Origin of the sequence: Sulfuracidifex metallicus DSM 6482 = JCM 9184, assembly GCA_032834875.1 — an archaeon.
Lineage (GTDB): Archaea > Thermoproteota > Thermoprotei_A > Sulfolobales > Sulfolobaceae > Sulfuracidifex > Sulfuracidifex metallicus.
On the sequence record CP135238.1, the window covers coordinates 1,309,134 to 1,335,727 of the forward strand.

A 26,594-nucleotide genomic window follows, 5' to 3' on the forward strand; every position below is an offset into this window, starting at 1 on the left:
CGAGGGTTCCCCTCATCGATTCGCTCTTACATCTCTCATTTGAGGGGCAGTCGAGAGGCTCAGAGAACCCCTCCCATTTAAATTCATGATTGCAATAACGTCCCTATCGTTCTCGTAACCACATGAGCACTTAAACCAACGATGGGAAACCTCAACCATCCTTTGACCGCATTTTGGGCATGAGACTGATGAATAACTGGGATTAACAAACTCAACAAGCATTCCGTGTTTCTTAGCCTGCCAAGAAATCCAATACTGTAAACGGCGATACTGCATCAGATACAGCTTATCGTGAAACTCCTTAGGTAGTTTGTTAACATTCTTGAGGAGGTTCCTGAGGTTCTCCAACTTAATGATGTTGGAACCCATCATTCTTGTTACTTCAACAACCCACTTCCCCACTTTTCTAGCGAAATCCTCCATGACCCTCTTAGCCTTTAGGTGGAAGGAATGAATCCTGTTTAGGATCCCCTTATTTTCCCTCCACCTTCTAGGGTACTTCCTTTGTAGTCTTTCAGCTAATGATTTCCAGTGGTGAACCTCTTCGAGACGAGTTGGGATCCTAACGTAGTTTCTGTCGTCCTTCCCTACGACTACTTCAGCCATGTTAATGTCTACGGCAATACTTTCCTTTGGCTCAACCTTCTCTTCCTCTTTCTCAAAAACGACCCTAAGGAAAGCCTTATCGTCTCTGATCACCAACCTAGCCTCCTTCATTTTCCAACTCATGTAGTCCTTGAGGTTTCTAGGATAACCCAGAATTGGAAGCTCACCAACACTGGTTATCCTAACAGTCATTCTCTCGAAGTTCACGCTATAACTCGCTTTAGGAGTTAGCCAAACAGTGGGTTTGTACACTCTTGGGAAACGTCCCTTTTTAGGATTATTATACCATCCCTTGTATATTGAGAGGGTATCACGATAACAGTCTTGAGCAACCTTCGACGGTAGATTATACTCCTCCTTTAACCTCGTGTATAACGCCTCATGAACTTTCGAAAGCACTCCCTTCTCATTTGGGTTTTTCACATTTTCCTTTAACCAAAACAACGAAAAACGGAGTGCTTTAACGTAGTTATTAACGAGGGCTAGGAGGGAGTCTGAGACTGCGATCTTCGTAGAAATAGTAGCTCTGATCGCTTTACTACCCCTCCTAGCCATTAATGGAATTTAAGAAGAAGAATTATTTAAATATAAGTGGGCTATCCGTCCCCGCCTCAGAGAGGCGAGGCTTTCCGCCCCCTTAACCCCCTTCTCTGTAAGATACTCCCAGTTACTCTTTATAATAAAATTGCTATCATTATCATGGCTAATATAGTGAAAAGAAAAAGAAGGAGAAAATGCTACGTTAGGAGATCACAACACTTAGACAAGAATAGAACTGGAGCTTCGCTCCTCTCTTCCACGTCCATATTTTTCACATGTTTCTTATAAAAAGGAGTTTATTGTATATTAACCAATATGTGTGTAATGATGAAAACCTTATTGGCAAGAAAGTAGACTTTTAAACTCATGGAGGATCTTAAGGACTGTTTAACGTCTAAGTTCAGCAAATTTATGGGAGACAAAGCCGGTTTATCAACCTTATTAATTCTTCTCTCCATCTTGGAATATAGAACGTGGGGTTGTGCTGACCTATCCATAAATGAGATAGAAATGCTATTGTCCTCAATAAGGAGAAAAATGACAAGCTCTGAGAGGGAATCCTTTGACACATTCATGAGCGAGGTAAAGGAATGTTTCAAGAAATCTAGATGTGAAGGAATAGACCACTCTGTATGTATTCAGGACATAAGAGATGTGGTTCAAATGGCTGCCATGAACGTGAGCGATAGCGAAGCCATGAAGATACTAGTTCACGGCAACGTCGGATCTGAAGCTTTGAAGTTCCTTTCAAATTCAAGGAAAGAAAGGGGTAACTTAGCTACTGCTTTCGAGGTCATGAAGGAGGACTACGAGATTAACCACGACCTAGTGGAGAGAATCATAAGTGAATTACCCGTAATAGTGATAAAGCCCGAATATACACTAGAGCACTCAACCAACAGCGACAGGGTTGTCCACTTCGTTGTGCCCACACAACTCCTTCAAGTAATGTCTGGCGGAGCGAAGGCTAAAGTTGCTTCGTTAGAGGATTCCATAGTTACGCTTCTTACAAAGATGGGATTTTCCACCACGTCAAAGGAGGTTGAAGTTCCTGAACAGGGAAAGGTAAGGATTGACGTTGTTGGGGAGAGAAACGCAGGGAAGGCTAAAGCCAGGGTATGGGTTTTTACTTCATCTAAAGATAGAGAGTGTAGTGTTGATCAGTTGAAGGACGTCCTAAACGCCGTTGTAGTTACAAGAGAGTTGCCTAACCAAGTGTTCCTTGTGTGCAGCGACGCTGAAGAGAGGGTACAAGCCCTAGCCTACCAAATCGGAGTTCAGCTAATCACCAAGGATAACGCAGTTAGAGACATCTTCTATGCATTCCTAGATTCCTTCCCAATCTTAAAAGACATTTTCGAAAAAGTAAAAGACGTGTCAGACCTCATAGACATAGTTCAGATATAGAGCCAATATAAGGAAGCTAACGATATAACATCTTGAACTGGACTTTATTTTGTTACTATTAAGAATGTTACATTTACGGTCATTTTCCTCGTTTCTTTAGAGTCTCCATTACAAAGCGGTTAATTCCAAAAGGTCCTCTGCTCATTTCCAACGTTAGAAGGGCAAACATCTCTACGAAGTCAACACAGAAAAAGCTTTTTTGTCTTTTTTTTTAAAAAAATAAAGTAGCAAATATGAGCTACTTATCTCATTATATTTTAGTTAAATTTAACTTTATAAATGATAAATAATATAAAGGAAAAATTTCTTTAGCTAATACCATCTATCTTGACATAAATGTAAATAACACCTTTCTATTTGCGTTAAGCTTTTGTAATAATTGACGCTTTCCTACGTAAGGTGCTAAACATAAGGCTTGCCATGAACGATTTTTTTACTTAATGTTACATTGCTTTAGATTATGTCAAAGCTAAAGATAGTCCTACTCTCAGCGTTAATATCTATCGTAGTAATAATCGTGATATTACTCTTCTTCATTCCATTAAGCCAGACGTTTCCAGCTAGCGTTCATCTTTATCCTTACGAAAGTCATAAGTTAATATTTAACGATACTCAAGGTAGCGGTACTGAGATTCTAGTTATGACCTCTGGAGGGCAAGTGTCGCTGTCACTCTCATCACCCACGGGGCAAAAGATAATTGATAACGTAGAAGTTACCTCCTCATATTATTATGATTTTAACGCTCCTGAAACCGGAACCTATATGCTATGTATAAAGAATCCTCAGACTAGCGGAGCAGAGGTAACTATCCATATAATTGAAGAAAGAAGTTTAATTAGTTTCCTCTAATTTTCTAAAGACAAAATAAAGGAGAAAAGATATTATTTATTCATGTATATATATAAATGTATATAATATATTTATTATTATAATAGATAAACATACCTATACAACATAGGACTTTACGTTCTACAAGTAATCTTAACAATTTCTAAATCTAATAAAAAACTTCTTTAATTTCTAAATTCCTTATCACTACGTCACTCAGGTTTTTGCACCCTTTTAAACACATCTATTTTTCCCTGAGCTCAAAAATTAGGTTATGAAATATGATGCGGTTATCATCGGAGCTGGTCATAACGGATTAGTATCTGCAATTACCTTAGCAAAGAACGGGCTTAAGGTCCTTGTCGTAGAGAGTAGAGATAGGGAAGGAGGAATGGCTGACACGTCAACTTGGAATCACGTAAGGTACCCCAGATCATCTTATGTATTGGGGCTCTTTCCCAAAGAGCTACAAGATTACTTAGGAGTATCGTTTCCGACCGTGGAAAGGGATAGAAATGGCACATTCATCACAGATGAAACACATGTGATAAGATTTTTCAAAGACAAAGAGAAAAGGCACGAGGAATTCATTAGAATAGGACAGAGGAAATACCCAGAGCTTGAAGACAAGATGTTAGAACTAAAGAATTTCATGAAGAAGGAGGGCTTACTTTTCACAACCAGACCTCCAACAAAGGAAGAATTCAAGAAGAAACTTGAGGATACGGGTCTGGAGATGTTCATGGAGCCCTCCAAGAGGGTAATCTCGGAATTTTTAGATGAGGAGTTCCACAGTTATTTCCTTTATCCTTTTATGGGGTCAGAACCCGCATATGTAATGGCTTACTTCTTCAGTTTAGACTGGAAAATAGTAAAGGGAGGAACAGGGACAGTAGCTAAGGTCCTGATGAAGAGAGCAGAAGAACTTGGAGTGCACTTCAAGTTCTCAACCCACGTTACTGGAATAGAAGGCGAGGAGATAAAGAGAATCAATACTACTAACGGAGATGTGGAATCCCACAGGATAATCATGACCGGTAGTCCTGTGCTCTTAAAGAAAATGATCGGAATGAAGGTTGATGAACCTCCAATATCAAGGTGGAGAAGATACACACTGTTTCCCGCTGAGATAAAAACGGGAAGCTTACCCTCTCCCGTCAGGGAAGAAGTGTGCACGCTTTTCACTCTACCTACAGGGGAAGTTACATTACCTTCCCTATGCGACGACTTGGGAGGTCACGTAGTTACGGTCATGGGAGATCCTGAAGCTACCTCTCAATACTTGAACGTAAAGCCACTTCACATTGAAGAAATGAACGCTAGAAAAGCTGAGGAAGAGTACAACCTTCCCTCAGGAGACCTCAATCACCTTCCAATGCGTTGTCCTTACCTTTTTGAAAGACCTACTAACATGGGTTACTTAACTCCACTAAAGGGACTTTACGTTGGGGGTTCTGGTGCTTACCCTGGAGGACAAATCACGGGAGTTCCAGGATATAACGCTGCAATAACACTTCTTAAGGAGATGAACCTTAACCTTGGAGGATTCTTAAAGTAGAAAGACTTAGTGATGCTAAAAATTCCTTCCTTTCCAGCTGGATAATTGCGTGTATGTGACAACCACCTTTTTACCCTAGCATCTACAGTTTTTAACCTCAGTGCTTTCTCTTACATGACATGATAATAGCCCACAGAGGCCTTCACTGTAAACACTTGGAGAACACAATGGAGGCCTTTAAGGAAGCCGAACTAAATTCCCTTCCAGTTGAGCTGGACGTCCATCTGACTAAGGACGGGAAACCAATCGTGTTTCATGACGATGACCTTCTCAGGTTGAAGGGTGTAAACGTTAAAATCTCGTCAATGACTTTGGAGGAATTAAAGAGGATTGACTTAAACGGATATAGAATACCTACGCTGGAAGAAGTCATGTCTCTCAAGATACCTTATTTCCTTGTAGAGTTGAAACACTCCTACAAGGTATACCCTAGAGTTGAGGAAAAGGTGTTGGATGCAACTGAGGGAGGAAAGGTTCAGATAATATCCTTCGACTTCGATTCTCTGAAGAGGGTAAGGGAGATCTCAAGCGCTGAGACCGGTATGATATTCGTTGGGAAAATTAAATGGTTCCTTTCAATCGCAGAAGAACTTCGTGTAAACTGGTTACATCCGTCCCATACTCTCCTCTTCGATGATGATATGAAAAACAAATATAACTTCAAGGTAGGTACTTGGACCGTGGATACGAGGGAGGAATTGGAGAGGGTATCCCGGCTTGGGGTAGACAGCGTCACCAGCAATGTTCCGCTTAAGCTGAGGGGTGAAAAAGTCGAAGGTAAAAATTGATGAATTAAAAGGGATCATGCTTGACTCGCTAAAAAGGAGGGGGGTTCAAGGAGCCGACGTCATTGTGAACCACTTCCTTGAGGCCGAACTTAAGGGACATTCTTCCCATGGAGTCCAGAGAATGATCCCACTCCTAAAGGGATTAGATGTAGGAACTATTAGGAGGGAGATATCCTTTTCGGTTGAAAGGGAGACCAACTCGTCCCTTTACATTGATGGGAACAGATCCATAGGAATAGTTCTGTGGGACCTCTTAATTAAAAGGGTGACAAATTCAGACGTGTTCTTAATTTCAGTTAGGAATGCTTCCCACATAGGCTACCTTGGATATTATACCTCTAGGCTCGCCTCCATAGGAGTAATGTCCATAATGTTCGGTAATGCTGAGCCTTCTGTTGTGATGCCTGGAACCACAAAGAAAGTGCTCTCGACTTCGCCTATCAGCATAGGGATTCCTCCCGACCTTGTGTTGGACATGTCCTTAGCCTCTACATCTAGAGGAAAGATAGTGGAGGCTAAAAGGAAGGGCGAGAAGATACCTTTAGGCTGGGCTGTAGACGAGGAAGGTAAGGAAACAGATCAGCCAGAAAGGGCACTTATGGGAGGGATTCTCCCCCTGGGAGGAAGGAAGGGATTCTACCTTTCCCTTTTCTTGGATATGCTCACGTCTTCCATCTCGGGTTCAGAAATAGCTGAGAACGTTGTAGGCGTTCTGAATACTTCCAAGCCTCCAAACAAGGGAGAAGTACTAATCGAAGTGAAATATTATCACCAAGTGAAGCTACCTCACATTGAAGGCGAAATGCCTGGAAAACACGGAGAGAAAATTATGAAGGAAGCCATAAAATCAAACCTACTTGAGGTAGACGAGTTTCTAATGGAGGAATTGAGGAAGCTTGCTTGAAACTGAAAGCGGAATCTAATTGATATCTGATCTCTAGATTTAAGACTTCGCCGGTAGATAGGCTTAAAAGGGTAATAACGGAGTTTAATTGTTAATTGTATAGATACCTAAAAAAGGATTTACTTTTTTCGCGCTTAATTGAAAGTTTGCTTTAATCTAAAAGGTATAGCTGGAATTAGTTACTATTTAAATTTTATGGTCTATTTGTTGGCTTTGCTATACTTTTACTAACCAAGCGATGCGGTCGAAATTCTTTCCAATATCTTTATAACGACATTTCATTTCTTACTCTCCATGAAAGCCAGTGCTACCAACCTAGTAACACTAACATTTCACTTTTAGATAATTTCTTTAGCATAACTATGTTTTTCTTAGTTAATAGAAATTTTTATAAATGTCTGTTTGTGAGAGATATGTATGAGCGAACAACTAAGGATGGAAATGAACATTAAGGAAGAGACTACCGTCTATATTGCCGTAGTGGATGAAGAGTTTGTTGAAAGCGCAGAAATAGATCCAGTGGCCAAATTGAATGGCATATTGTTATTTGCCCAAGTGTTTCCTTTCAGTATAAAGAAAAAAGGACATTATGGAGATCACATTAATCCAATTGAAGTGAAAATGACCGAGTTACTCTCATTGTTGAAAGGTATGTATCCTAAGATTAAGGTTCTAGACGAGAAAAATATACTAGGCAAGATAATAAAAAGTTTATACATGACAGATTAAAAAATAGTATTAGATCTATAGATTCTTTCTTAAAAGCTTAAATATTGCAATAAGCATAAACATAAGAGTTTTTCAATTTCTTATCTTTATAAGTAAAAGAAAGAAATATACTATTAAATTTTATTCCCTTTGGAAAATTTTCTTAGTAATTTGTAGAGTTAGGTGCTAGAAACACCATTAATCCATTGTTCAGAACTATAAGCAAATCTCCAGGTGATTGTGTTGTTGGGGGAAGATTTAATGTATAAGGAACGTATGAAAGGGAAACTTCAACAGGATAACTCATTCCATTTTGCAATTGCACTTCATTCCATTGCCCGTTATCCAAGCAATAGATCCCAGTTATCTCCAAACTATTTAGAGGAGCTGAAACTATAGAAGCATTCTCAGTAAAGGACAACTGCCTTTGATTTTGACCAGATTGTGGATATACGCAATATTCTATGTCAACTATACCTTGGCTTAAGTATTGATTATCGAGATTCCTATAGTAGGCGTAATTTTGATCAATGTAATCGGTAGTGGATTGCAATGAACTATTATTAAAAAGAGAGACCCCTAATGGAATCAAAATCGCCACTATAATTACAATTAGGAATATTGCAGCTATGCTTGTTGATAATCCCTTAGAGTTCATTATCCCACCAAAGCAGAAGTATTATACTCAGCATAAACATAATAAATCTGTCCATAATATTCAATTTCTACTTCAATTCTAGGAGAATTACCTAAATTATAAGGAGAAGATGTGGAAATAGTTGAAATTTGCACCCACTGACCTTTACTATAATTATAGAAGTGAAGGATTGACGGAAAGGATACACCAGCTGGTACCTTAACATAAAGATAGCCATCCTGTTGTTTCTCTATATAGGTTATATTAACGAACTTACCATTCACTTGTTCTTGTGCGTTTATTGGTGAGGTATAACTAGAATAGTAAAGAGAAGTAGAATACAATATAACTGGTATTAAAACTACTATAGCTATTATGAATACTATTAGAACTCCAATTAACTCAGATAGACCCTTCATGTCTGATACCCAACCATCGTCTGATATACCTTTAAATAGTAGGAATAGTAAGATGACGGATTTGCAAAGGACGGAGGTATCTGAGTAGCTGAAGATGATAATTGATAGCTAGAAACGAGATAATAATAGAGTACAATGGAATTTCCCCAATCTACGGAAGAGAGCTGCTTACTGTTATCAGTTAGATATCCGTTGTTTAGTATAAAGGTTGGGTTTTGATTATTGCTAAGTTCGGAGCTCAATAAAAATAGCTGAGTAAAGCTCTCATTTCCTATACAAGCCGATACTAAGGAATTGGTTGGTAGAGCCGTATATTTTTGGATATTTAACATCACTTCAGATTGTTGATTATATAACTGCATTTCCACCTTTGCCGGATAGACTAAGGTAATGTTAACAAAATACCATGAGTAAGCTTGAATACCATTAAACGTAGAAAGTATGTAAGTGCCAGAGGCGTTAGTCAAGCTAACTTGCAAATTCAATTGTGAAGATGAAAGTCCACTTGGATAAAGAGCGACCGTAAGATATGAGAACGAGGAAGAGTTAGACAAAGTGTAATTAAGAACAGTCATGCCGTTATAATTAGGTATGGGCTGGAACCAAGCTTGTACTGAGTCTAGGCTTCCATCTTCCGTGTAAAAGAGCGACTGAGGAACTTTAATATTTATATTGACTGGAGGAACTTTATTTATTGTGCCAATATAGGCATTGCCATTGAAAATAGGCGCATTATAAAATATCGAGTATTGGTATGACGTTAGATTGGAATTTCCATAGAATTTTATAGACGAACTTGCTACGCCTACTGGTCCTTGAACTGTAACATTGGAACCGCCATTGAATATTAACTGGGATGTGTTAAAAATAACTGGACCGCCTAATGTGTTATGAGTATTGCCATTAAAGGTTACAATCGATTGTGTACCATTAAAAATCATACCCTGACTAGAAACTATGTTGGAACTTCCTTCAAAGGTTACGCTACCTTCGAAAACTACTGGTGCGTTAAAATTTACGTTGGAATTTGCGTTAAAGGTTACGCTACCTTCGAAAACTACTGGTGCGTTAAAATTTACGTTGGAATTTGCGTTAAAGGTTACGCTACCTTCGAAAACAGTAGGAGCAATTATTCCATTATTATTTTGATTCGAATTGAAATATACTTTAGGGTCATTGTCTATTATCCAACTTTGACCCTTAAGTAGATCTTGTATTGGGCTTTCAATTACAGACAATGGAATATAAGGAGGAAGGCCAGTACAAACTATAGGAGGTAACTTTACATTTGATATTAAGGTAATGGATTTTGAGACACCCATGTATTTGGCTATCACCTCAGCATTTCCGTTAAAAGTAACTTTAGTAGCAGATTTGCTACCTGACACAAAGGCTACGTTTGATGATGACGCATTTAAGATAGTATTACCAATAAAAGTGGCTTTTTGAGTTCCATTCAGATAATAAATCTGAGAATAGTTTGGTATTAGCTGCTTCAGATACTCACAATATGATATATAATTTACTGGAAGAGTGACTTTTCCTTCTTCTGTATATATTTCTGTACTGTATACTGGCGGATTTGAAGAAGATTGTGAAGAACCTGATGTTGGAGAATTTGATCCTGATGCTGTACCTGAAAATAATAGTCCCGATTCTGGATTATACAGTTCAGGATAAGATATTCTATAATACTGCCCTCCTATGTCTACCATTACCCATATTACAGGAATGGTAGTGGAATTTGCTACGGTAGTTATATTTATACTTGCGCCATTAGGGACAACATAAACTTCTCCACTTACTTGATAGTTCCTATTGCTTGACAACACAACTAGATGATTGAAACTTTCTGGATTTATGGGTAAAGGTTGACTGGACGAACCAGGTACCAAAGATACCGCGAAGTAACCAACATAATCAGGATTAGTAATATATTTTACATGACTTGGGTCATAGAATCCTAGACTTCCGTTTTGATAAGAAGAAATAAATGGTAATAATATTAAATTCCCAGTGTAGTTAGGTATATTAAGCGTCATCACGTAATTTAGACTGACGTTTAAATTAGAAGTAGACGAACTAGAAGTTATGAACTTTACTACTGGCTCCGATGACGATATTTGAAACAGAGATGAATATTCCTCTGCATTTTGGAGGCCTTGAGTATTTACATAAAAGGAAGAACCCTGCGACGAAGCAAATGAAAATATTATGGCGCCTATTGATACTGTAACTATTAAAAGAATGAAAGTTGTTATTACACCGTTCAACTCCTATGCACTATATTAAATTTACTATAACTTCTATATAAACTTCCCTAGAGATTATTCTTAAAAAATTTATGCACATAATCTTTCTTTTCAACGACAATATTGACTAAGATATATAAAAAGAATTATGATGATGATAATAATAAATGGTTTTTTATATCTAATTATATTAAAAGTGATTTCTAACTTGCTAAACATCAATATTAATTACTAAATTCACAAAAAACTTTTATAGAACAGCCATCACTTTAATACTTAGAGTAAAATGGCTGACTTAGGAGTATCAGAATTTATTTTAGTAATTGTTGCTGTTATACTTGGACTCGTTATATTCTCCTTTGCGTCTTCTTACTTTATACCAGCTTATAGTTTCACAAATGCCCAACAGTATGCAATATCCATGTCTAATGACGTCTTCGTTACGCTAAGTCCCCCTGGTGTGTCTGACACTGGACAAAGTTCTTTCCTAGGTTACATTTATTCTCCAGGGTACTCAGGAAACTTTACTGTGGTTCCATTCTGTGTACCCACTTCTGAACTACCCGCTATAGAGATTCTAAGCCCTCAAGATGGGGCCTCCCCCACTTTTAGAATCACCCTTAATCCTAGCTCAACAGGAGCAGGTCAGAATGCTAAAGAAGTAGCAATATCCAGTGTTTATGACATAAATGGTCACTTAATAGTGAACAATATTAAGGGCTATGAAGTTCCTGGGAACGAACCCTTTGAACTTGAGGGAAAAATTGGGAGTAATCAAGCCCTTATTTTATGGGTTATATACTATTCAGGTGGCTATGATTTCAGGTTAACGTACACTTATTCCACAGGGTGATTAATACATGAACATTAAATATTTTAATCTAAAAAAATATAAAGTAAATAATAAAATTAGAAGAGCACAAGCAGTTTTAATCGCTTTTTTGTTAATCTTAGTTGTTATAATAGCAGTTGTTCTACCATTTATGTTGCAAAAAAGCTCCACAACTGACTACGAAGTTCAGGACGGAAGTTCATCCTCTATAATCTCTTCTGAGAAGCAACTACAAGTCGAGGAATTTAGACAAGGAGATCCCTCTATAGTTGTTTGTCAAAGTCCAAGCGGAAAAGACATAATTCAGTTCACCTATATGCATCAACCCATTCCTTTTGATATATTAGAGATATTTTACTACAACACTTCTCTAAATGAATGGGTCAAGGCTTTCCCTGGTAGTTTCAGTGTAAATTCCAACACCACATTATACCTTTATACACCTCCTTACTACAGCGGAGAAATAGAAATTCTAACAACTTTGGGTAACGCATTCTATATTCCTATAGAACACACTGTAGGATTAACTACATGCATAAATATCGGCACAGTAATCGGGAAGGGCGAAGTGATAAATTCAGGCTACTTCCCAATTTCCTCGTTCTTAACTGGTTATCAGAGCGATAATGATAACATAGGAACTATTTCTACCGAAACTAGAAATCCAATGTTGCAGAATCAGACATTGGTACAGTGGTTCATAGCTTCTCAAGGGCTTAACAGTCCCATAAATATAAGCACTAGTCAAGGAGGACCAACTGTAGCTAAAGCTAATACGCCGTATTATAGTACATATGCACCGCAGGGAGGGTATTTAATTTGGAGCGGAGATGCTGGAATAATAGTTGGTAATGGAATAGAAATTAACAACAATGGAGGACCTGGTGGAGGATCAACACAACAAAATCCGAATAATGAATTTTACATTGCGTTCACTGTACAATTAAGCAATGGCACATGGATAACAATAGTAGATCCAAATGGATTCTCAGGCGATGTGGCAACTGAGAACGGCCAACAGTCATCAGGTTTAACTCTTGCAGTTGGAAGTTTCGGATCCTCACAGACTAATAGTCAAATAAGTTTATACTTAAACGGAACTCTTGTAAGCCAAGCTAACATACCTAAAGGCCTCCATTTATATTATGATTCTGCTTGCGTACAAGGTAATGTTGTTTCAGGCACTCAAGGTCCACCTGGTAAACAGAACCCCAATAATCCAATAGTTATTGAAACAACAGGAGGTTCTACTACACCACAAGCAAATCTAGCATACTATAGCTCAACTGAACCTACAGGAGATCAGATTGCTACAAGTGATAACGGAAAAATCATTTTACTGGAAGGAAATTCAATACAAATACAGACTAGTGGACAATACCCAGCACAACCAACGAATCCACAACCTTCTTCTAATTATTACATCGCACTTAGTGTGCAGTTATATAACGGTACATGGATAACAATAGTAGATCCAAACCCAATAAACCCAACAAGTTCTACAGAAGCTATCGGAAAGTTCTTGGGTTCACAGAATAATGCGCAAATGAGCCTATACTTGAATAATCAATTAGTTAGCCACGTTACTTTAAACGAAAAAGACATACTATGCTATCCTTTCATGGATGTTGGTTCGGTCTATAATATTTCTAACAACGAGATAAAAACAATACCAGGAATGTCAGGAGACATAAACGATGCAGGAGCAAACTCTTATTCTTTCAATGGAGCACTAGGTCCTGGCTTCTTATACAATATTACTTTAGTTCAAACACAAGTTCAAAGTATACAAAGCGGTACTTTACCATCTCCTAAAGATATTGTTGTACTATGGTCTGAAAACACGGCACAGTGTGTTAACCTTAATGTTCCCGGCAATCCCGGTACCCTATGTCGTGACGCTGTGGAAGTAGTTAATTTAGCTAATCCTAACGATCTAAACGGCTACTGGGGACAGGGAGCAGCGATACCTACAGCATTCGCTCCATTTAACGACATAGTTATATGGTCTGGACCAGCACCACTTGTGTTTAACCCAAGCGTGCTAGCAGGCAAGAACATAAACATAACCTTTGAGTCACAAGGTATGCTCATACCAAAGAATCCAGGAACGTATGTTTTCTCTGTCAATTTCACAGATAACGTTGGGCAAATCTTAAGATATGCGAATGAATATGTCACTGTATACATGAACGGTCAAAAAGTATTTCAGGGTAGCTACGTTAATAACCATCTTAATATACTTTATAGCAATATACCTAATGATGTAAATTATCCTATATTTGAATATCATCTAGTTAAAGATATAAATATTACCACTGTGTTCACATTTAACTTGGCAGATGCTTCAAGTTCTACTACAGCCCCAGGACCTGGTCCAGGACATACTAACTCCGGAATTACGGCAATTTACTTTGGATTAATGTGGACACCCCCAGGACAGAGTGGATTCCAATACATCTCCATAAATAACTTCCAGCCTTTTCCAACCTATTAGGTGAAACCTAATTGAAACATATAAGTAAGTTATTCTTTTTTTCTTATACTGTAGTTGCATTAATTTTCATTATATTATCTATTACTCCAAATTTGATAACATATTCTTCAACTCCCCCTGGATATCCTAGTTCCATAGCGATATATCACGGTCAACTTGTTGTATCTTATCCAGAATCAAATTACATCTACATATATAACGGAGAGGGAAGCCTAAAACCGCTTATAAATGTTGACGATCCAGTTTATATTGTTTCAAATAATTATGATCTATATATAAAAATAGGAAATAATGGTTCACTTCTATATTATAATGGTTCAATAAACTACGTAAATATAAATAAAACTTTCATGATATTCTACGATAGTTATAATAACCTTACATATGTTACTACTGAAAATTGTTACGTATACGAGTTAAACGGAACCTCGATACTTCACAAGTATTTCGTTTATGAAAGCTTTGGCTATATGACCTTCACAAACACTGCAGCAATAGTAGACTCAGTCACAGGTTACACATTACTCTTCTATAACGGGACTAATCACACCACTGTTAACTGCCAAGACGCTCTTTCTGGAATGGGTTTCACTAAGAGTTACTTCATATCTGGATCTTACTCTCCTCAGGGTATATTCGTGTTCCATAATTTGAGCGTCTTGAAATTGAACTTGATAAATGATAATCTCTTCCCTGAAATTGCTAATTACAATATATCTTTCATAAGTACAACCGTAGAACCAGATTTTATTCAATGTTTAAATGGAGTACTTTACGTTGCATCAGACGAGGGTCTAAACGCAATAGATCTACGCAACTCGCAGGTATTCTATTCATCATACGTTCCAGTTTACTCCATGATAACTTACAACGGCTCAATTTACGCTGCCACATCTGAAGGTGTAATTAGGTATAACCTAAATCTTCCGCCTTTATACAATTTAAAAATAGAGGCTTCAGATTTTCTACAGAAAAACCAGGGGTTTAGCGTACTCCTTAATGGAACAAAATATGAAAGTTCACAGAACCAAATGGACTTCTGTCTAGCACAAGGTTATTATAACATAACTTTTCTACCTTCTTATATAGAGAAACCCAATGTCTCGTCTATATTAGTTTTTCTAAATCACAATTACTCTATAAATGTAAACTACACCAAACCATTTTTCTACCTTAAGATTAACGTTTATGGTGACAATGATTACGTACAGTTAAATGTTAACGGATCAACTGAGACCTTTAAGAGAAATCTTACTACAATATTACCTGCAGGAACTTACATAGTCTCGCTAACCGGAAAGAACTACTCTTTCGCTCCAAAGATGGTAGAGGTTCCGCTAATTGACAATACGACACTTAACTTTTACGCTAAACCCGTGATCTCTCATGCTATTGAAACTTCGTCTCAAACAATTTCAACTTCTCCTCTGTCTAATCCGCTGAACGTTGGATTAGTCCTGATTGTTGCTGCGGCAATTGTGCTCTCAATGATGTCATTTTTCATAATAAGGGGGAGACCTAGATAATGCTAGAATCTATGTATAGAATTTGCTAAAGGTTTAAATTTCCTGCTATAAATATAACAATAATTATCTTTTTACTAATATAAAAATAAAATAATTTTTTTATATTTTTAACTTCTTTATTAAAACACACCACTAAAAACGTCTTATATGCTTGAAAAACTATAAATGCAAAACACTTTTTTCCCTTCCTTTCTAATTCCTTACCATGAAAAGGTGTCCGGTATGCGGCGGAATCAACGAAGACTATAACACCAACTGCAAGTTCTGTAATGCGCCGCTCTATTTCGTGAGAAGCTTCACAACCTTCTCCTTCGGTGAGAAGGAAGTTAAGGGGTTTAAACAGCTCTTGAGGTTTTCGAGTCTAGCAATCATTGGCATGATCTTAGCCCTCCTGGTTTTGGTACCTTTCCTCTTGGTTTCTATCTCCGGTTTATCCGTTTTTAACGCAGTAACTGGTATAGGTGCTTTGGCTTCAGCTGCCCTCTCGATTTTCTCTTTGATTGAACTGAAGAGAGCCCTAGTTAACTTCTCTGGAGTTAGGGGAGTTTACAAGGCAACTATTGGAGCTTACATGACTCTTGCTTCGTCTCTAGTTGTCTTTGTGCTTCCTCTTGTAGCTTATCCTGTACTTCAAGTGTTCGCACTCCCTTCGCCTGCTGATTTGATTTCCCTTTATCAGAGCGAGGCTTTGATAGGAGGAGTTGAAATAGTAATAGAGATATTTATGGGAATTTCAATCCTCCTGGTTGGCATAGGAATTCACGACATTGGGTCTTCCTTCAGGATAAACGGGTTATCCAACGGCGGGATAATAATGGCTGTAGGAGGGGTTCTCATACCGTTGTTCTTTCCGATATCTATAATCCTTGGGTTGATCTCCCTATTTATGACCAGATCGGGGTCCAGGCAAGCCTTACGTAATAGGTATGCAGTAGTTTATTATTAGTGAGAGAGTTGAAACTACTAAACGCCATCTTTGATGCGTACGTCGCTCATGCCCTTCTTTTTTATTTACTTTTTCTACTCTCTAAAATTCATGATTTTTAATTAAAAAGTCTATATATATTATAATAATAAAAGATTTAAGATTATGATTTTCTAGGATTTATCAAAATGATATCTCAGCGCTAGAAGAGAGTTAAAAGTTAATATTATCTTTAACAAGTAGATTAAGCAGAAAATCTAGTAACGGTCCTAAAATGGGTGTCACATGAAGGATAAAGTAGATAATACTAAATTGAATGTGCGCTCTCTGTTTCTTGCGTTTACATAATTATTTTCCTTTACTCTTTACAAAAGATTGAAGGCTTCGCCTTAATGGCAGCGAGGAAGTCAGATCAATTTCACGTAGAAACTGATTATGAATGTATGTTCTATACCATTTCATTTTTTATAATATGAGTATGTATGTGTATATATTGTATATAAGACGACGTCACTTTTTTCTTCCTTTGCCTGGGAAAAATCCTTGTTCATGATTTCCTCAATGAAACGAAAAGAGTGTTACTCCGAGGAAATTCCCTTTCAAGTGCCTTCTTTAGCTCCTTTGAGAGAGTCTCTTTGTCAAGATCTTTTTCACCGTTTAGGTAACCTTCTTCCCTTATTCTGAATTTACCATCTTCTACCTTCATTACGACAACCGACCTATCCTTCTTGAAGCTAAGTAATTCTATTTCATATCCACTCTCCATCCTCTCCAATTGGCTCATAACGTATTTATGTGCACTCCTAGCAGAGATAGACGCCATCGGTAGAGGTAATTAAAATAACACAGTAAAAACGGTTTCTCGTTCATATAAACTTGGCTTCCTCTTCCCTTAGGAAGGTTTTCAGTTGCAAGCTTTTTTACATGAGGAAGGAGATGTTAGGAAAAAACTCTTCCTTCATGGTTATCTTGGAATACATGTAAAAAAGGACGGGCAATCTAGAACTGACCTCTGTTCAATTGAAGCCTAGTGAGAGCCTTATGACCCGTTTTTCATCTTTATAGTCCCATGATTCTTTCCACTGCATATATTAAGCGTAAATCCTTCCTCATTTAACCTAGTAAATCTTTGACCTTCTTGAAAAGGGACGGATTACCTATAACAACCAAGTTCTCCCCAGGCTTTACTACGGTATCCTTTGCAAAGTAAGGGTCTAAAGATCCTCCATCCCTAACTATTGCGAGCGGAACTATACCCTGCGGTAGATCACCTACCTTGGTTTCCTTGTTCACTGAGAAGAAGCCTATCATTATATCATCCCTTACTCTACCTGAGAAAATTAGTCCTGAAACGTTATTAGAAAGAGCAGCTGAAGCCGTTATCCTTCCTAAAATGTCTTCAGCTGGTATTACCATGTCCGCTCCAGCTGTCTTAAACTCGTCAATCATTGAACTGTTCCTCACTATGCAAGTAACCTGGAGTGGAGGATTGAGCTTCTGAACCTTCAATGTAACGAGAAGAGAATCCATGTCATTCTCCATGCTTATTATGGCATTCTTAGCCTCCATTATTCCCGCAGATATCAGGTTCTTCTCGTCCTTGGGATCACCTACTATGACCTTATCTCCGTGTAGATCTCCCTTCTCACGGGTAAGTACGACGTAATCTACACCGTACCTCTCCAGCCTCCTGACTGCGCCCTTAACTGCCTCCCCCTCACCTATAACTACAGTATGCTGCCTCATGTGAGATCCCCTCCACCTAGCCCTTGCGTCTGCCCAAGAGTCCCTCCTCACCACTGTTGATACTAAAGATTGAATTATGCTTGTGTATAAACCAACCGCAAATATGATAGTAAGGATGAGAATTACTTTCTCCGTAGAGGGCATTTGAGATAGTGGCGGAGCGTAAAGACCAACAGTTGTAACTACGTTCACTCCAGCATAAATTGCTGAAAGAAGGTCTAGGTGTTGAAATGTCATGAAAACGAACGCGTTCACGTAAACTGCTACACCAAGGAGAACAACCTGAGGGAATACCTTCCTGAAAATCGAATATGGGGCCATTAATGACTCCAAGGCGGGAACTAACACCTTGTTCCACAAGGTGATCCAATTCAAAAACACTCGAAAGATATTTACCTCTCTCAAATTTAAAGGAATCTATAGGTTTTCATTATAGAAAAAATATGCATTAACATGAAGTTTAGTGAAGAAAATCTTTGAGTAAGGAGGATAAAAGAAAAGGTTTTTTTAAAAAAAAGTTAGAAAAAATGAGGGAAAAAGCGGAATTCTCGTGGGATATAAGTAAGTGCTTCTTCTATCTTTTCGTGGGTTAAGGGAACTTTCGCCACCTTAAACCACGTTAAAGCATGGAAATTATCTTCCTGAAGAATGCTCCTACCACAATGAGGAAGAGGACCAAGGACAGAAACACCATCTCCAGCGGAGAACGTTCACTTATCACAATCTCCGACCCGGTTAAATGAATGGGGGCGTCATGGACTTCTCCCAAGTAGTAGTAAGCCTGCCTTCCTGTGGTGACCAGAAATAGGTCTCCTACCTTATGCGTTACCAAGTTGGTAGTCCCCTCAGCAGTGTCTGACCCAAAGTCAAAATATGAGGGAAAAGGTACGTAGCCACCGCGATCGTAATAAAGGGACAAGTAAGCTTGTAACTTATCGAAGTTGATCACCTTTCCGTTACCTTCTCCTCCGAAGACAAGCTCGGCGTCATAAAAGGAGAAACCTTGGTAGGGGGAGCTGTCGCTTAGATAATTGTAGCCAGACACGTAAAGGGAAGCTCTATACACATGTGGTATGTAGATGACGTCGTCCTGAAAGAAAATCGTCTTCCCTTGAATACAAGTACCATTTATGCCCTTGAATCCGAAAAGTATCCTCACGTGATTCGAGGTGTGAGTAACGTTTATTACGAGGTAAAATGATAGCGGTAAGGAATACCTATAATCTCCTACGTAATTAACGTAGTAACATTGACCGTCGTTTCCCTTTACGAAACTACCTTCACCTTGAATATTGGTGAGAGGACTATTTGTACAAGTCAAGTTAAGGACGCTGGATGATAAGTAAAAGTAATGCCCAACCGGATCTATTACAACAACGTTCTGAAGCCAGAACGTCTGATCGTTAACTATCAACATAACGTTCATCTGCACCGAGAAAGGAGAGTTAGCTTGCACTTGATGGAGAGAAACGTAACCTAGAACTGAACTGGTAGTAATGTAATAAGGGATTAGTTTATCTCCCTTTTGATATACGCCATAAGAGGCTATTCCCACTGCGTAACTGTGAAACGGGTATTCCTGAGTGTCTATGTAAGGGTTAACAGTGGCGGAAACTATTTGCGTCGATATCAGAAGGACTGCGATAAGCAGCGGAATTGCCTTCTTGTTCATTTCTTACTCTTTTTCTCAACCTGACATATAAAGAATTTTTCACAACTCTAGAACTAGGCAATTGGAGGCGTAAAATACTTGTGGTAGATAAAGCATAACTGACTTCCTCCCCGCCTTGGAAGGGCGAGGGTTCCCCTCCAGAGGGTTCATAGTTCCCACCATCGATTCGGGATTACATCTCTCATTTGGTGGGCAGTCGAGTGGCTCAGAGAACCACTCCCATTTGGACAGAGTGGGTAGGGGACTTTCATTGCTGAGCTCTAGTCCCTTGAAGGAAAAGGAAGATGATGGTTGCTCCTCCCACAGTCCCATTAAGCCCTCAATCGAGCTGGGGAGGAGCATCGTTAGCGTCACTAAAAGATTTTTGAAAAAAAGAAATATTTAAACCTTTTATAAGGGGGCTATCCATCTGGTGAGGCTTTCCGCCCCCTTAACCCCCCTTCTCTGTAATAGCGAAGATAGGAAATCCATGGGAAGTTCTAACTACTTACTGAGGGTTACCTATCCATTTCCTCCTTCACGGAAGGGGAGTTTCGCCTCCTTAACTCAAAAAGTTAAAACATTTCTGGATAACAATTACCAGTGAACGCTTATCACGTCATGAAATCCTTTTAACTTCTGGGGGAGAAGTATACTTCTGGGGGAGAAGTTGATCCTTGATGAGAGACCAAAGAATAGAAGGGAGGACTTATTTGATAGAGAGAAAGAACTTGAGTTACTGCTCAACACAATCAGGGAAGGTAAACCCTTGATCTTACTCACTGGAATAAGAAGAATTGGAAAAACCTCAGTGTTACAAGTTACTTTGAACGAGTGGGGAGGCGTCTCAGTGGTGATGGACTGCAGGAAGCTGAAGGAAAACTACGGCAGAAAGGATTTGTATTCCATCCTGTCTGACGCTCTCTCTAAAGCAGAGAAATTGAGGGATGTCTTAGCTAAAGTGAGAGGAATAAGTGTGGTAGGCAACTACGTGGAGTTGAAGTGGGGAGGGGAAAGATACGTTAGTCTAGCTGACCTCTTCGACCACTTGAACGAGAGGAAGGTAGTCGTAGCTATTGACGAGGCTCAGAAGCTGAGAGGTCCGCTCTCCTCAGAGGTAAAGGATGCTATAGCCCACGCTTACGACTACGACAGGAACATCACGTTCCTGCTCACTGGATCCGAGGTAGGGCTGCTCAGGGACTTCCTAGGGGTAGACGATGAGGGATCGCCTCTCTTTGGGAGACATTACGTGGAGATTGAACTTTCCAGGTTCACAAGGGAGAAGAGCGGGGAGATGTTAAGGAAGGGCTTCAGTGAGGTGGGTGCTAAGGAGGAAGGAGTGGAGGAATTGGTGGAAGCCTTTGATGGTATACCAGGCTGGCTAATATTCGCCGGGTTAAGATATGTCCAAGGAAAATCAATAGACGAGGTAAAGGATCTGGCTTTGAGGTTAGCTCTAAACGAGATGAAGGGGCTTACAAAGAGGGAAAAGGAGGTATTGAAATGTATAGGGAAAGGAAGGAAGGGTTGGAAAAGTGTAAAGGAGTGCGTGGAAGAAATGGAGAAGTCCACCGTGTCCACGAGTGTGCTTGACAGAGCGCTGAGAAACTTGGAGAAAATGAGCCTTATGAGTGACTACTCCTTCTTGGACCCTATATACGGTGAAGCTTCAAAAATGCTATGAGAAATACAAAAAACATAAAAATATATGCAGCAAATCGAGAGAAACAGGAGCAATTAATGACTAATGATGATAACGTAGAGAATACGAGCTATTTAATGGGAGTTAATAGGGCGGAAGACCACATCCTAGGTAGACTACACCTCATTTCAAGATAAGTTTGCAGAGACTCCACATAGATGAGAGTTACTGAAGAGCAAGTATCATCTAGATGTATTTGTTAAAGCGAGTCTCTATGTAGTATATCTCTACTCCATGTAAAGATCTATAACTCCCTTGACGTGGATTTCCACCTAAATGTTCTGGCTTTAGCCTTCAACTCATAGAAAAGCCGAGGAAGGAGAATGAAACAAGAAGTCTTGTATACAGGAGCAAGGTAGTTGATATAAATATCCTGCTAATGGGCATTATAAATTAGGTTAAGGATTTCATAATCTGGTAGAAGGCTAGTTTTACATATCTGAAAATAGATTAGTTAATAGGATTATATCCGATATATAATAAAATTAATACATTTTTAGTCTTATTTTTTCCTAAAAATAAACACAATTATCAACGATATGATTCCAACTCCTATAATTGACTCTTCTATCCGATCATAGATTGTGAGAGTAGTATTCAAGCTAGTATTCAAGCCTATACTTACTGTATGACCTATAGTGAAATGGTAATGGGGCAATGTTAAGCTTCGATTAATTATATTAGATTCTAACAGTATAATAAAAGTTTTTGATATACAAGTATTATTATCTTTTTGATAAAAACTAATGTTCTTTGCTACTCCATTTGACATGAAATAGTATACCCCTTTAACCGCAAATAATTGAACAGATGAAAAAGAGCAGTACATATATAGGTTATCTACTTCTTTAACGAAAATTAAGGATGAACCATCGGCATAAGAAATGTTCTTACCTAACAAAAAGGGAGAGATATAAGGTATACCTAGAGGAAGAGTAGAGTTTTGTAAGTCGGAATGAATCGAGCCGATATTATTTTGATTATTAATATCTATAAACGTCACTAAGAGAGTTTCGTTAGGGAAGGAATCATTTATAAAATAAATTTCGAGATCAGATTCTTTTGTTATATTAGCAGAAACGTAAATGTAAGAGTATTTCTTATAGATAAGGAAGTCACCTTGCTGCAGGGGAGTCTCTGATATTATTACCTGTAAATCGGAAATTAAAACAATACATACTAGAAATATAGCTAAAAATACTGATTTAGACAACATCAAACACCTCAAAATAAAGTAAAAAGATATTAAAAAAATTCCTTCTTAGCTATAAATTAATATAACTTATTTATTATGCTTAGCTTAATTTATTGTAATACTGCATTAACTACAGCCGTATTCCCGTTGCTTAACGTGAGAGTAAAAGTGTATGCGCTATTTGCAGCATTAAAAGTTGATGGTAAGTATATAGTCACAGGATTTGTACCTGCACTTAAAGCAGTGGTTACACCATAATTCCCAGATATACCTGTGCCACTTATCTCCGTTATAGTCACAGGTGCAGAAGCTGAAAGAGTAACCACTAGCTCATAACTAGTACTACTGCTAGAACCAGTACCACTGCTAACAGGCTCTATGTATGCAGGACCTACCTGAGTAACTGTCGCAGTATTCGTAAATCCTAAGAATCCAAACGCAAACGCAACAACTATCAGCGCTATAAGCACTGAGGCAATTACCAAAATTAAAGCTGTTACTGCTCCTGATAAACCACTCTTATTTTTCCTGTTTTGTTTTATGAGACTTTTCATGTTCTCTAAATTTCCTTGTGCCATTTGTTCTATTTAAGCTTTTCTCACTAGTTAGGCGTGTGATATACTTTAATTTATTTCAAACAAATAAGATAATCAAGAAAAAATAATAGTATTGTTATATATAAATACAAATATCAATTTTCTACTTGGCTGAGAAGATGAAGCACTTTTATCATATTAAGGCTTCTCGTTTATGTTACTAGCCTATTGAAACTAAATAATTTATCATTAATAAGATACAGGTAGGTCTACTATAATTCATGAGAAAAGATTGCCTTATTATCCTTAAAAATTAAGGATAATCTAACTTAACTTCTCATAATTCGATTTTACCAATCATTGAACGTCTTATCTCCCTACCTTTCACCGAGAAGATGACGTATAAACTCTAAGATGTACAAAAGGAACGGTGAAAAAATCATTTTAACATAGGTAGCCGTTACTTTATAGTAAGTTTGTATAACATCAGTGATCTCGATAACCATTTTGCCCTGGAATAGTTGTCTTTGCTTAACATAATTATCAACTCGCCCTGACTCTTTTTTGTATTTTTCTAATTAAAATAATATAGTATCCATAAAGTATATTCGAATTCTTGTGAACCTTATTCTAGGCCAGTTAGTGTTCATACGCAGTCTAAACTCATAACTTCATGGAAATATTAATTAATTATATATATAATATTATTAACGGAAATGATTGTGGCCATGCAAGATCTAGCCACTTTAGAACTTTACAAATGACTATTTCAGTTGTTAATTCTCACGAAGAAATAATACACTATCCCTTTTATAAGCTACTTAAAAGTAATATTTATCATATTAATGTAAATAAATTAGTAAAGCTTTGCAAGCCACACCCATGAATAATTCCAATATAATTATTTATAAATTTTTATATAAATACTGAAAAAGCCTTCTAACTATGTAGTAGAAAGAAAGATTTATATAGACAATAACTGAGATTTGCATATGGCCTCTGGGAAGAGAAAAGCGATATCTGGAGCGTTAACGTCGTTTGTACTTATAACTGCATCAATCGTAATTTCTCTTGTTGTAGTTGGATTTACGTTTGGAAACCTTACATACGGCCCAAGTCCTACCGTGAAACAGAACGGGCAACTTCTCATAGTATATAAAGGAGGAGTCTACTATTTAACAGGAGAAGTAAGCTCCACGGGGAAGGTAACAGTAGACTCCATCTCAGTGAACGGTTACATTGAGAGCACTAACGTTGAGATAAACGAAGGGGTAAATAACTTGAGCGTAACTCTACCTTCGGGTTTCACGCCCGAGGAAGGAGAACACTACAATGTCATTCTAGGTCTAAGCGATGGCAACTCGTTGAATGCTTATGCTTACTACGGATAAAGAGTGAAATAGAAAACACCTCGAGTTCTTAACAATTCCTGTAGGGCTTCATTCACTTACTTTATTTATCAGATAAACAAATTTCCATCTCTTTTAAAAAAAGATTTCTTGAACAAGTAAAGAAGTTGGCAAGAGTATCTTCCCTCCTGACTCTGTACTTAGAGATAACGTCATTGACTTCGACAGTTTCAAAGTAAATAGATAAGGAGTTACCTCCTAATTTCATTTCTAAGTATAACGTATAGGAAACCTTCGTTCATCACCATGTCGACAAAGGTTTCCTTTATGTTCATGGAATAGTCAAGTCAGAAGAATAAGTTGTACGAAATAACGTCGTGAGCCCACTCGAAAGGTAGAGTAATACAAAGTAAATCATTAACACTAAATGTTATTCTACATTATCACTAGAAGTGTTTTTATTCTCAGAGCTTCTTTAAACAATTTCTATTATAATTTCTTCATAAATCTATATCCCTACTTTTTCCTACCCTATAATAGTTTACGTAACTTTCTAATTATGTAGAAATTCCATGACAATTCTGTCCATGATTCTTCTCTATATCGAGGACATACTCTCGTCATTTCAAGTTTATATACAACGTATATACGTATACACTCTCTCATAGTTAAGGTAACAGAGAAGTTCCAAGTAACCATTCCAGAAGAAGTCAGAAGGAAACTTGGGTTGAAGCCAGGCGAAGAAGTTGAGGTACGAGCGATCAGCGACGATGAAATTTTGATAAAGAGAAAAATTAAGAAAATCAAGGACCCACTATCAGTTCTGATAGGAGAGCAGGTAGAACTAGAGATAGATCCAGAAAAGGTAGACGAAATTACAGAAAAATAGGTATTTCATAGACAGCAATGTATTTTTTATGCTAAAATTGGAGATAAAAAATGGAGAGTGTTGTAAGAGGGTTATCAGAAAGGTTTTCGAGGGAGAGGTAGATTTGTACATAGATACGGTAGTCCTCCTAGAAGTGGCTAACTCGTTAGCTAAATTCCTCAAGAGTCCTGAGCACATGGAGGAAGAACTAAATGCTACCCTGTAGCTCCCAATTCGGTGGTAGAGCCAAAAAAGGAGGAAGTGGTAGAAAGTTTATCAACTACCTTATCACCTTACGACGCACTACACGCGTACGTAGCTAAAAAGGTTAGAGCTAGACTGACTTCCTCCCCGCCTTGGAAGGGCGAGGGTTCCCCTCCAGAGGGTTCATAGTTCCCACCATCGATTCGGGATTACATCTCTCATTTGGTGGGCAGTCGAGTGGCTCAGAGAACCACTCCCATTTGGACAGAGTGGGTAGGGGACTTTCATTGCTGAGCTCTAGTCCCTTGAAGGAAAAGGAAGATTATGGTTGCTCCTCCCAAAGTCCCATTAAGCCCTCAATCGAGCTGGGGAGGAGCATCGTTAGCGTCACTAAAAGATTTTTGAAAAAAAGAAATATTTAAACCTTTTATAAGGGGGCTATCCATCCCCGCTGGTGAGGCTTTCCGCCCCCTTAACCCCCTTCTCTGTAATATCTGCAGACAAAGATTTCGATAAAGTAGATAGAGTAGATCCGTGCAGCTTTGTTTGATCCTTCTCGTGTTTTCTTTTTTTGCAAGTTTAGATACTGGTCAGCTGATGTTTCTCTTTATTATAACAGCAGTTTCCCCATTCAACATAGGCGGAAAAAATGTTCTGTACCAAAGGGTAGCATAGATTAAGTTTGATGAAGCACGGGAAACTCTCCATGGGAGGTTAAAGGTCCTAGCTCGAGGTCTCATTGCTCTCACCTAAGGAAGAGGGTGAGGTATCTCCTGAACCTCCTACGGAATGACTCAAGAGGATTTTCATGTCCCTGCGAATCTAGAGCTCCTGCGTGATCGTTCATACACCCTCAGAATATATTATAATGAGATCAGAGTGATCCGAAGTATTTTATTTTTTAACACAGCA

Annotated in this window: 25 protein-coding genes and 1 pseudogene; 16 read left to right on the forward strand and 10 right to left on the reverse strand. The window is 38.2% G+C overall.

The genetic code is table 11. The features are described from left to right. Positions 1 to 12: 12 nt before the first annotated feature. A complete protein-coding gene (locus RQ359_RS07245) occupies positions 13 to 1,161 on the reverse strand; it encodes an RNA-guided endonuclease TnpB family protein (RefSeq protein WP_156017098.1) in 1,149 nt (382 codons plus the stop codon). A 351-nt stretch (positions 1,162 to 1,512) separates the two neighbouring features. Between RQ359_RS07245 and RQ359_RS07250 the strand changes: the two genes are divergently transcribed. From RQ359_RS07250 to RQ359_RS07275, 6 genes are all read left to right on the forward strand, one after another. Continuing rightward, positions 1,513 to 2,553, forward strand: a complete 1,041-nt coding sequence (locus tag RQ359_RS07250; protein ID WP_054839350.1) for a hypothetical protein — start codon at positions 1,513 to 1,515, stop codon at positions 2,551 to 2,553. 460 nt (positions 2,554 to 3,013) lie between these two features. Continuing rightward, positions 3,014 to 3,403, forward strand: coding sequence for a p24 family protein (locus RQ359_RS07255; protein ID WP_156017095.1), 390 nt, complete (start codon positions 3,014 to 3,016; stop codon positions 3,401 to 3,403). A 253-nt stretch (positions 3,404 to 3,656) separates the two neighbouring features. Continuing rightward, a complete protein-coding gene (locus tag RQ359_RS07260; RefSeq protein ID WP_156017092.1) occupies positions 3,657 to 4,940 on the forward strand; it encodes a phytoene desaturase family protein in 1,284 nt (427 codons plus the stop codon). A 119-nt stretch (positions 4,941 to 5,059) separates the two neighbouring features. Further along, positions 5,060 to 5,728 (forward strand): glycerophosphodiester phosphodiesterase, encoded by a 669-nt coding sequence (locus tag RQ359_RS07265; RefSeq protein WP_054839256.1) that lies wholly within the window; start codon positions 5,060 to 5,062, stop codon positions 5,726 to 5,728. Beyond that, positions 5,703 to 6,632, forward strand: a complete 930-nt coding sequence (locus RQ359_RS07270; RefSeq protein ID WP_256202175.1) for an Ldh family oxidoreductase — start codon at positions 5,703 to 5,705, stop codon at positions 6,630 to 6,632. The genes RQ359_RS07265 and RQ359_RS07270 overlap by 26 nt, the downstream gene beginning before the upstream one ends. Positions 6,633 to 7,049: 417 nt before the next feature. Further along, complete coding sequence (locus tag RQ359_RS07275; protein ID WP_054839255.1) at positions 7,050 to 7,361, forward strand: hypothetical protein; 312 nt, start codon at positions 7,050 to 7,052, stop codon at positions 7,359 to 7,361. Between the two features lie 142 nt (positions 7,362 to 7,503). Here the strand turns inward: RQ359_RS07275 and RQ359_RS07280 are convergent, their stop codons facing one another. The 3 genes from RQ359_RS07280 to RQ359_RS07290 are packed head-to-tail and all read right to left on the reverse strand — an operon-like array spanning position 7,504 to position 10,669. After that, positions 7,504 to 7,998 (reverse strand): hypothetical protein, encoded by a 495-nt coding sequence (locus tag RQ359_RS07280; RefSeq protein ID WP_054839254.1) that lies wholly within the window; start codon positions 7,996 to 7,998, stop codon positions 7,504 to 7,506. Beyond that, positions 7,998 to 8,396: a hypothetical protein gene (locus tag RQ359_RS07285; RefSeq protein ID WP_054839253.1), complete on the reverse strand. Its 399-nt coding sequence runs from the start codon at positions 8,394 to 8,396 to the stop codon at positions 7,998 to 8,000. Before RQ359_RS07285 ends, RQ359_RS07280 begins: the two co-directional genes overlap by 1 nt. Beyond that, the gene (locus tag RQ359_RS07290) at positions 8,393 to 10,669 is read right to left on the reverse strand and encodes a hypothetical protein (RefSeq protein WP_156017090.1); all 2,277 of its coding nucleotides are present in this window, start codon (positions 10,667 to 10,669) and stop codon (positions 8,393 to 8,395) included. The genes RQ359_RS07285 and RQ359_RS07290 overlap by 4 nt, the downstream gene beginning before the upstream one ends. Before the next feature lie 265 nt (positions 10,670 to 10,934). Between RQ359_RS07290 and RQ359_RS07295 the strand changes: the two genes are divergently transcribed. From RQ359_RS07295 to RQ359_RS07310, 4 genes are all read left to right on the forward strand, one after another. Continuing rightward, entirely contained in the window at positions 10,935 to 11,501 is a 567-nt protein-coding gene (locus RQ359_RS07295; protein WP_156017086.1) for a hypothetical protein, read from the forward strand. Positions 11,502 to 11,508: 7 nt separating this feature from the next. Continuing rightward, on the forward strand, positions 11,509 to 13,977 hold the full coding sequence (locus RQ359_RS07300; protein WP_156017085.1) for a hypothetical protein: 2,469 nt from the start codon (positions 11,509 to 11,511) through the stop codon (positions 13,975 to 13,977). An 11-nt stretch (positions 13,978 to 13,988) separates the two neighbouring features. Continuing rightward, a complete protein-coding gene (locus RQ359_RS07305) occupies positions 13,989 to 15,503 on the forward strand; it encodes a hypothetical protein (RefSeq protein ID WP_156017083.1) in 1,515 nt (504 codons plus the stop codon). 205 nt (positions 15,504 to 15,708) lie between these two features. Beyond that, entirely contained in the window at positions 15,709 to 16,449 is a 741-nt protein-coding gene (locus tag RQ359_RS07310; RefSeq protein WP_156017081.1) for a hypothetical protein, read from the forward strand. Between the two features lie 526 nt (positions 16,450 to 16,975). Here the strand turns inward: RQ359_RS07310 and RQ359_RS07315 are convergent. The 4 genes from RQ359_RS07315 to RQ359_RS07330 form a co-directional block, all read right to left on the reverse strand. Further along, complete coding sequence (locus RQ359_RS07315; RefSeq protein ID WP_054839105.1) at positions 16,976 to 17,251, reverse strand: hypothetical protein; 276 nt, start codon at positions 17,249 to 17,251, stop codon at positions 16,976 to 16,978. 290 nt (positions 17,252 to 17,541) lie between these two features. Further along, positions 17,542 to 18,495 carry a potassium channel family protein gene (locus RQ359_RS07320; protein ID WP_420856782.1) on the reverse strand — a complete coding sequence of 318 codons (954 nt, stop codon included), beginning with the start codon at positions 18,493 to 18,495 and terminating at the stop codon, positions 17,542 to 17,544. 298 nt (positions 18,496 to 18,793) lie between these two features. Continuing rightward, the gene (locus RQ359_RS07325) at positions 18,794 to 19,846 is read right to left on the reverse strand and encodes a thermopsin family protease (protein WP_156017079.1); all 1,053 of its coding nucleotides are present in this window, start codon (positions 19,844 to 19,846) and stop codon (positions 18,794 to 18,796) included. Positions 19,847 to 19,885: 39 nt separating this feature from the next. Continuing rightward, the gene (locus tag RQ359_RS07330; protein WP_156017979.1) at positions 19,886 to 20,188 is read right to left on the reverse strand and encodes a hypothetical protein; all 303 of its coding nucleotides are present in this window, start codon (positions 20,186 to 20,188) and stop codon (positions 19,886 to 19,888) included. A gap of 307 nt (positions 20,189 to 20,495) precedes the next feature. Between RQ359_RS07330 and RQ359_RS07335 the strand changes: the two genes are divergently transcribed. Next, the gene (locus tag RQ359_RS07335) at positions 20,496 to 21,512 is read left to right on the forward strand and encodes an AAA family ATPase (RefSeq protein ID WP_156017077.1); all 1,017 of its coding nucleotides are present in this window, start codon (positions 20,496 to 20,498) and stop codon (positions 21,510 to 21,512) included. Beyond that, a complete protein-coding gene (locus tag RQ359_RS07340; RefSeq protein WP_156017075.1) occupies positions 21,509 to 21,667 on the forward strand; it encodes a hypothetical protein in 159 nt (52 codons plus the stop codon). The genes RQ359_RS07335 and RQ359_RS07340 overlap by 4 nt, the downstream gene beginning before the upstream one ends. Positions 21,668 to 22,835: 1,168 nt before the next feature. On the opposite strand, the gene RQ359_RS07345 is transcribed toward RQ359_RS07340, so the two are convergent. Next, positions 22,836 to 23,303 carry a hypothetical protein gene (locus RQ359_RS07345; RefSeq protein ID WP_054839276.1) on the reverse strand — a complete coding sequence of 156 codons (468 nt, stop codon included), beginning with the start codon at positions 23,301 to 23,303 and terminating at the stop codon, positions 22,836 to 22,838. Between the two features lie 950 nt (positions 23,304 to 24,253). Between RQ359_RS07345 and RQ359_RS07350 the strand changes: the two genes are divergently transcribed. The 4 genes from RQ359_RS07350 (at position 24,254) to RQ359_RS07365 (ending at position 25,871) form a co-directional block, all read left to right on the forward strand. After that, entirely contained in the window at positions 24,254 to 24,652 is a 399-nt protein-coding gene (locus tag RQ359_RS07350; protein ID WP_156017073.1) for a hypothetical protein, read from the forward strand. A gap of 622 nt (positions 24,653 to 25,274) precedes the next feature. Continuing rightward, complete coding sequence (locus RQ359_RS07355; RefSeq protein ID WP_054839279.1) at positions 25,275 to 25,499, forward strand: AbrB/MazE/SpoVT family DNA-binding domain-containing protein; 225 nt, start codon at positions 25,275 to 25,277, stop codon at positions 25,497 to 25,499. A 28-nt stretch (positions 25,500 to 25,527) separates the two neighbouring features. Next, positions 25,528 to 25,704: a hypothetical protein gene (locus tag RQ359_RS07360; RefSeq protein ID WP_156017072.1), complete on the forward strand. Its 177-nt coding sequence runs from the start codon at positions 25,528 to 25,530 to the stop codon at positions 25,702 to 25,704. 11 nt (positions 25,705 to 25,715) lie between these two features. Further along, complete coding sequence (locus RQ359_RS07365) at positions 25,716 to 25,871, forward strand: hypothetical protein (RefSeq protein WP_156017071.1); 156 nt, start codon at positions 25,716 to 25,718, stop codon at positions 25,869 to 25,871. Here the strand turns inward: RQ359_RS07365 and RQ359_RS07370 are convergent. Beyond that, a pseudogene (locus tag RQ359_RS07370) lies at positions 25,813 to 26,073 on the reverse strand (hypothetical protein). The gene RQ359_RS07365 and the pseudogene RQ359_RS07370 sit on opposite strands and share 59 nt — an antisense overlap. Positions 26,074 to 26,594 lie beyond the last annotated feature (521 nt).

Excerpts from the sequence above, each read along its gene's own strand:
- RQ359_RS07250 (WP_054839350.1), top strand. The coding sequence starts at position 1,513 with ATGGAGGATCTTAAGGACTGTTTAACGTCTAAGTTCAGCAAATTTATG.
- RQ359_RS07350 (WP_156017073.1), top strand. The coding sequence starts at position 24,254 with ATGGCCTCTGGGAAGAGAAAAGCGATATCTGGAGCGTTAACGTCGTTT.
- RQ359_RS07315 (WP_054839105.1), bottom strand. The coding sequence starts at position 17,251 with ATGGCGTCTATCTCTGCTAGGAGTGCACATAAATACGTTATGAGCCAA.
- RQ359_RS07300 (WP_156017085.1), top strand. The coding sequence starts at position 11,509 with ATGAACATTAAATATTTTAATCTAAAAAAATATAAAGTAAATAATAAA.
- RQ359_RS07265 (WP_054839256.1), top strand. The coding sequence starts at position 5,060 with ATGATAATAGCCCACAGAGGCCTTCACTGTAAACACTTGGAGAACACA.
- RQ359_RS07330 (WP_156017979.1), bottom strand. The coding sequence starts at position 20,188 with ATGCTCCTCCCCAGCTCGATTGAGGGCTTAATGGGACTGTGGGAGGAG.
- RQ359_RS07260 (WP_156017092.1), top strand. The coding sequence starts at position 3,657 with ATGAAATATGATGCGGTTATCATCGGAGCTGGTCATAACGGATTAGTA.
- RQ359_RS07320 (WP_420856782.1), bottom strand. The coding sequence starts at position 18,495 with ATGGCCCCATATTCGATTTTCAGGAAGGTATTCCCTCAGGTTGTTCTC.
- RQ359_RS07295 (WP_156017086.1), top strand. The coding sequence starts at position 10,935 with ATGGCTGACTTAGGAGTATCAGAATTTATTTTAGTAATTGTTGCTGTT.
- RQ359_RS07345 (WP_054839276.1), bottom strand. The coding sequence starts at position 23,303 with ATGGCACAAGGAAATTTAGAGAACATGAAAAGTCTCATAAAACAAAAC.
- RQ359_RS07255 (WP_156017095.1), top strand. The coding sequence starts at position 3,014 with ATGTCAAAGCTAAAGATAGTCCTACTCTCAGCGTTAATATCTATCGTA.
- RQ359_RS07245 (WP_156017098.1), bottom strand. The coding sequence starts at position 1,161 with ATGGCTAGGAGGGGTAGTAAAGCGATCAGAGCTACTATTTCTACGAAG.
- RQ359_RS07340 (WP_156017075.1), top strand. The coding sequence starts at position 21,509 with ATGAGAAATACAAAAAACATAAAAATATATGCAGCAAATCGAGAGAAA.
- RQ359_RS07360 (WP_156017072.1), top strand. The coding sequence starts at position 25,528 with ATGCTAAAATTGGAGATAAAAAATGGAGAGTGTTGTAAGAGGGTTATC.
- RQ359_RS07285 (WP_054839253.1), bottom strand. The coding sequence starts at position 8,396 with ATGAAGGGTCTATCTGAGTTAATTGGAGTTCTAATAGTATTCATAATA.
- RQ359_RS07275 (WP_054839255.1), top strand. The coding sequence starts at position 7,050 with ATGAGCGAACAACTAAGGATGGAAATGAACATTAAGGAAGAGACTACC.
- RQ359_RS07325 (WP_156017079.1), bottom strand. The coding sequence starts at position 19,846 with ATGAACAAGAAGGCAATTCCGCTGCTTATCGCAGTCCTTCTGATATCG.
- RQ359_RS07310 (WP_156017081.1), top strand. The coding sequence starts at position 15,709 with ATGAAAAGGTGTCCGGTATGCGGCGGAATCAACGAAGACTATAACACC.
- RQ359_RS07280 (WP_054839254.1), bottom strand. The coding sequence starts at position 7,998 with ATGAACTCTAAGGGATTATCAACAAGCATAGCTGCAATATTCCTAATT.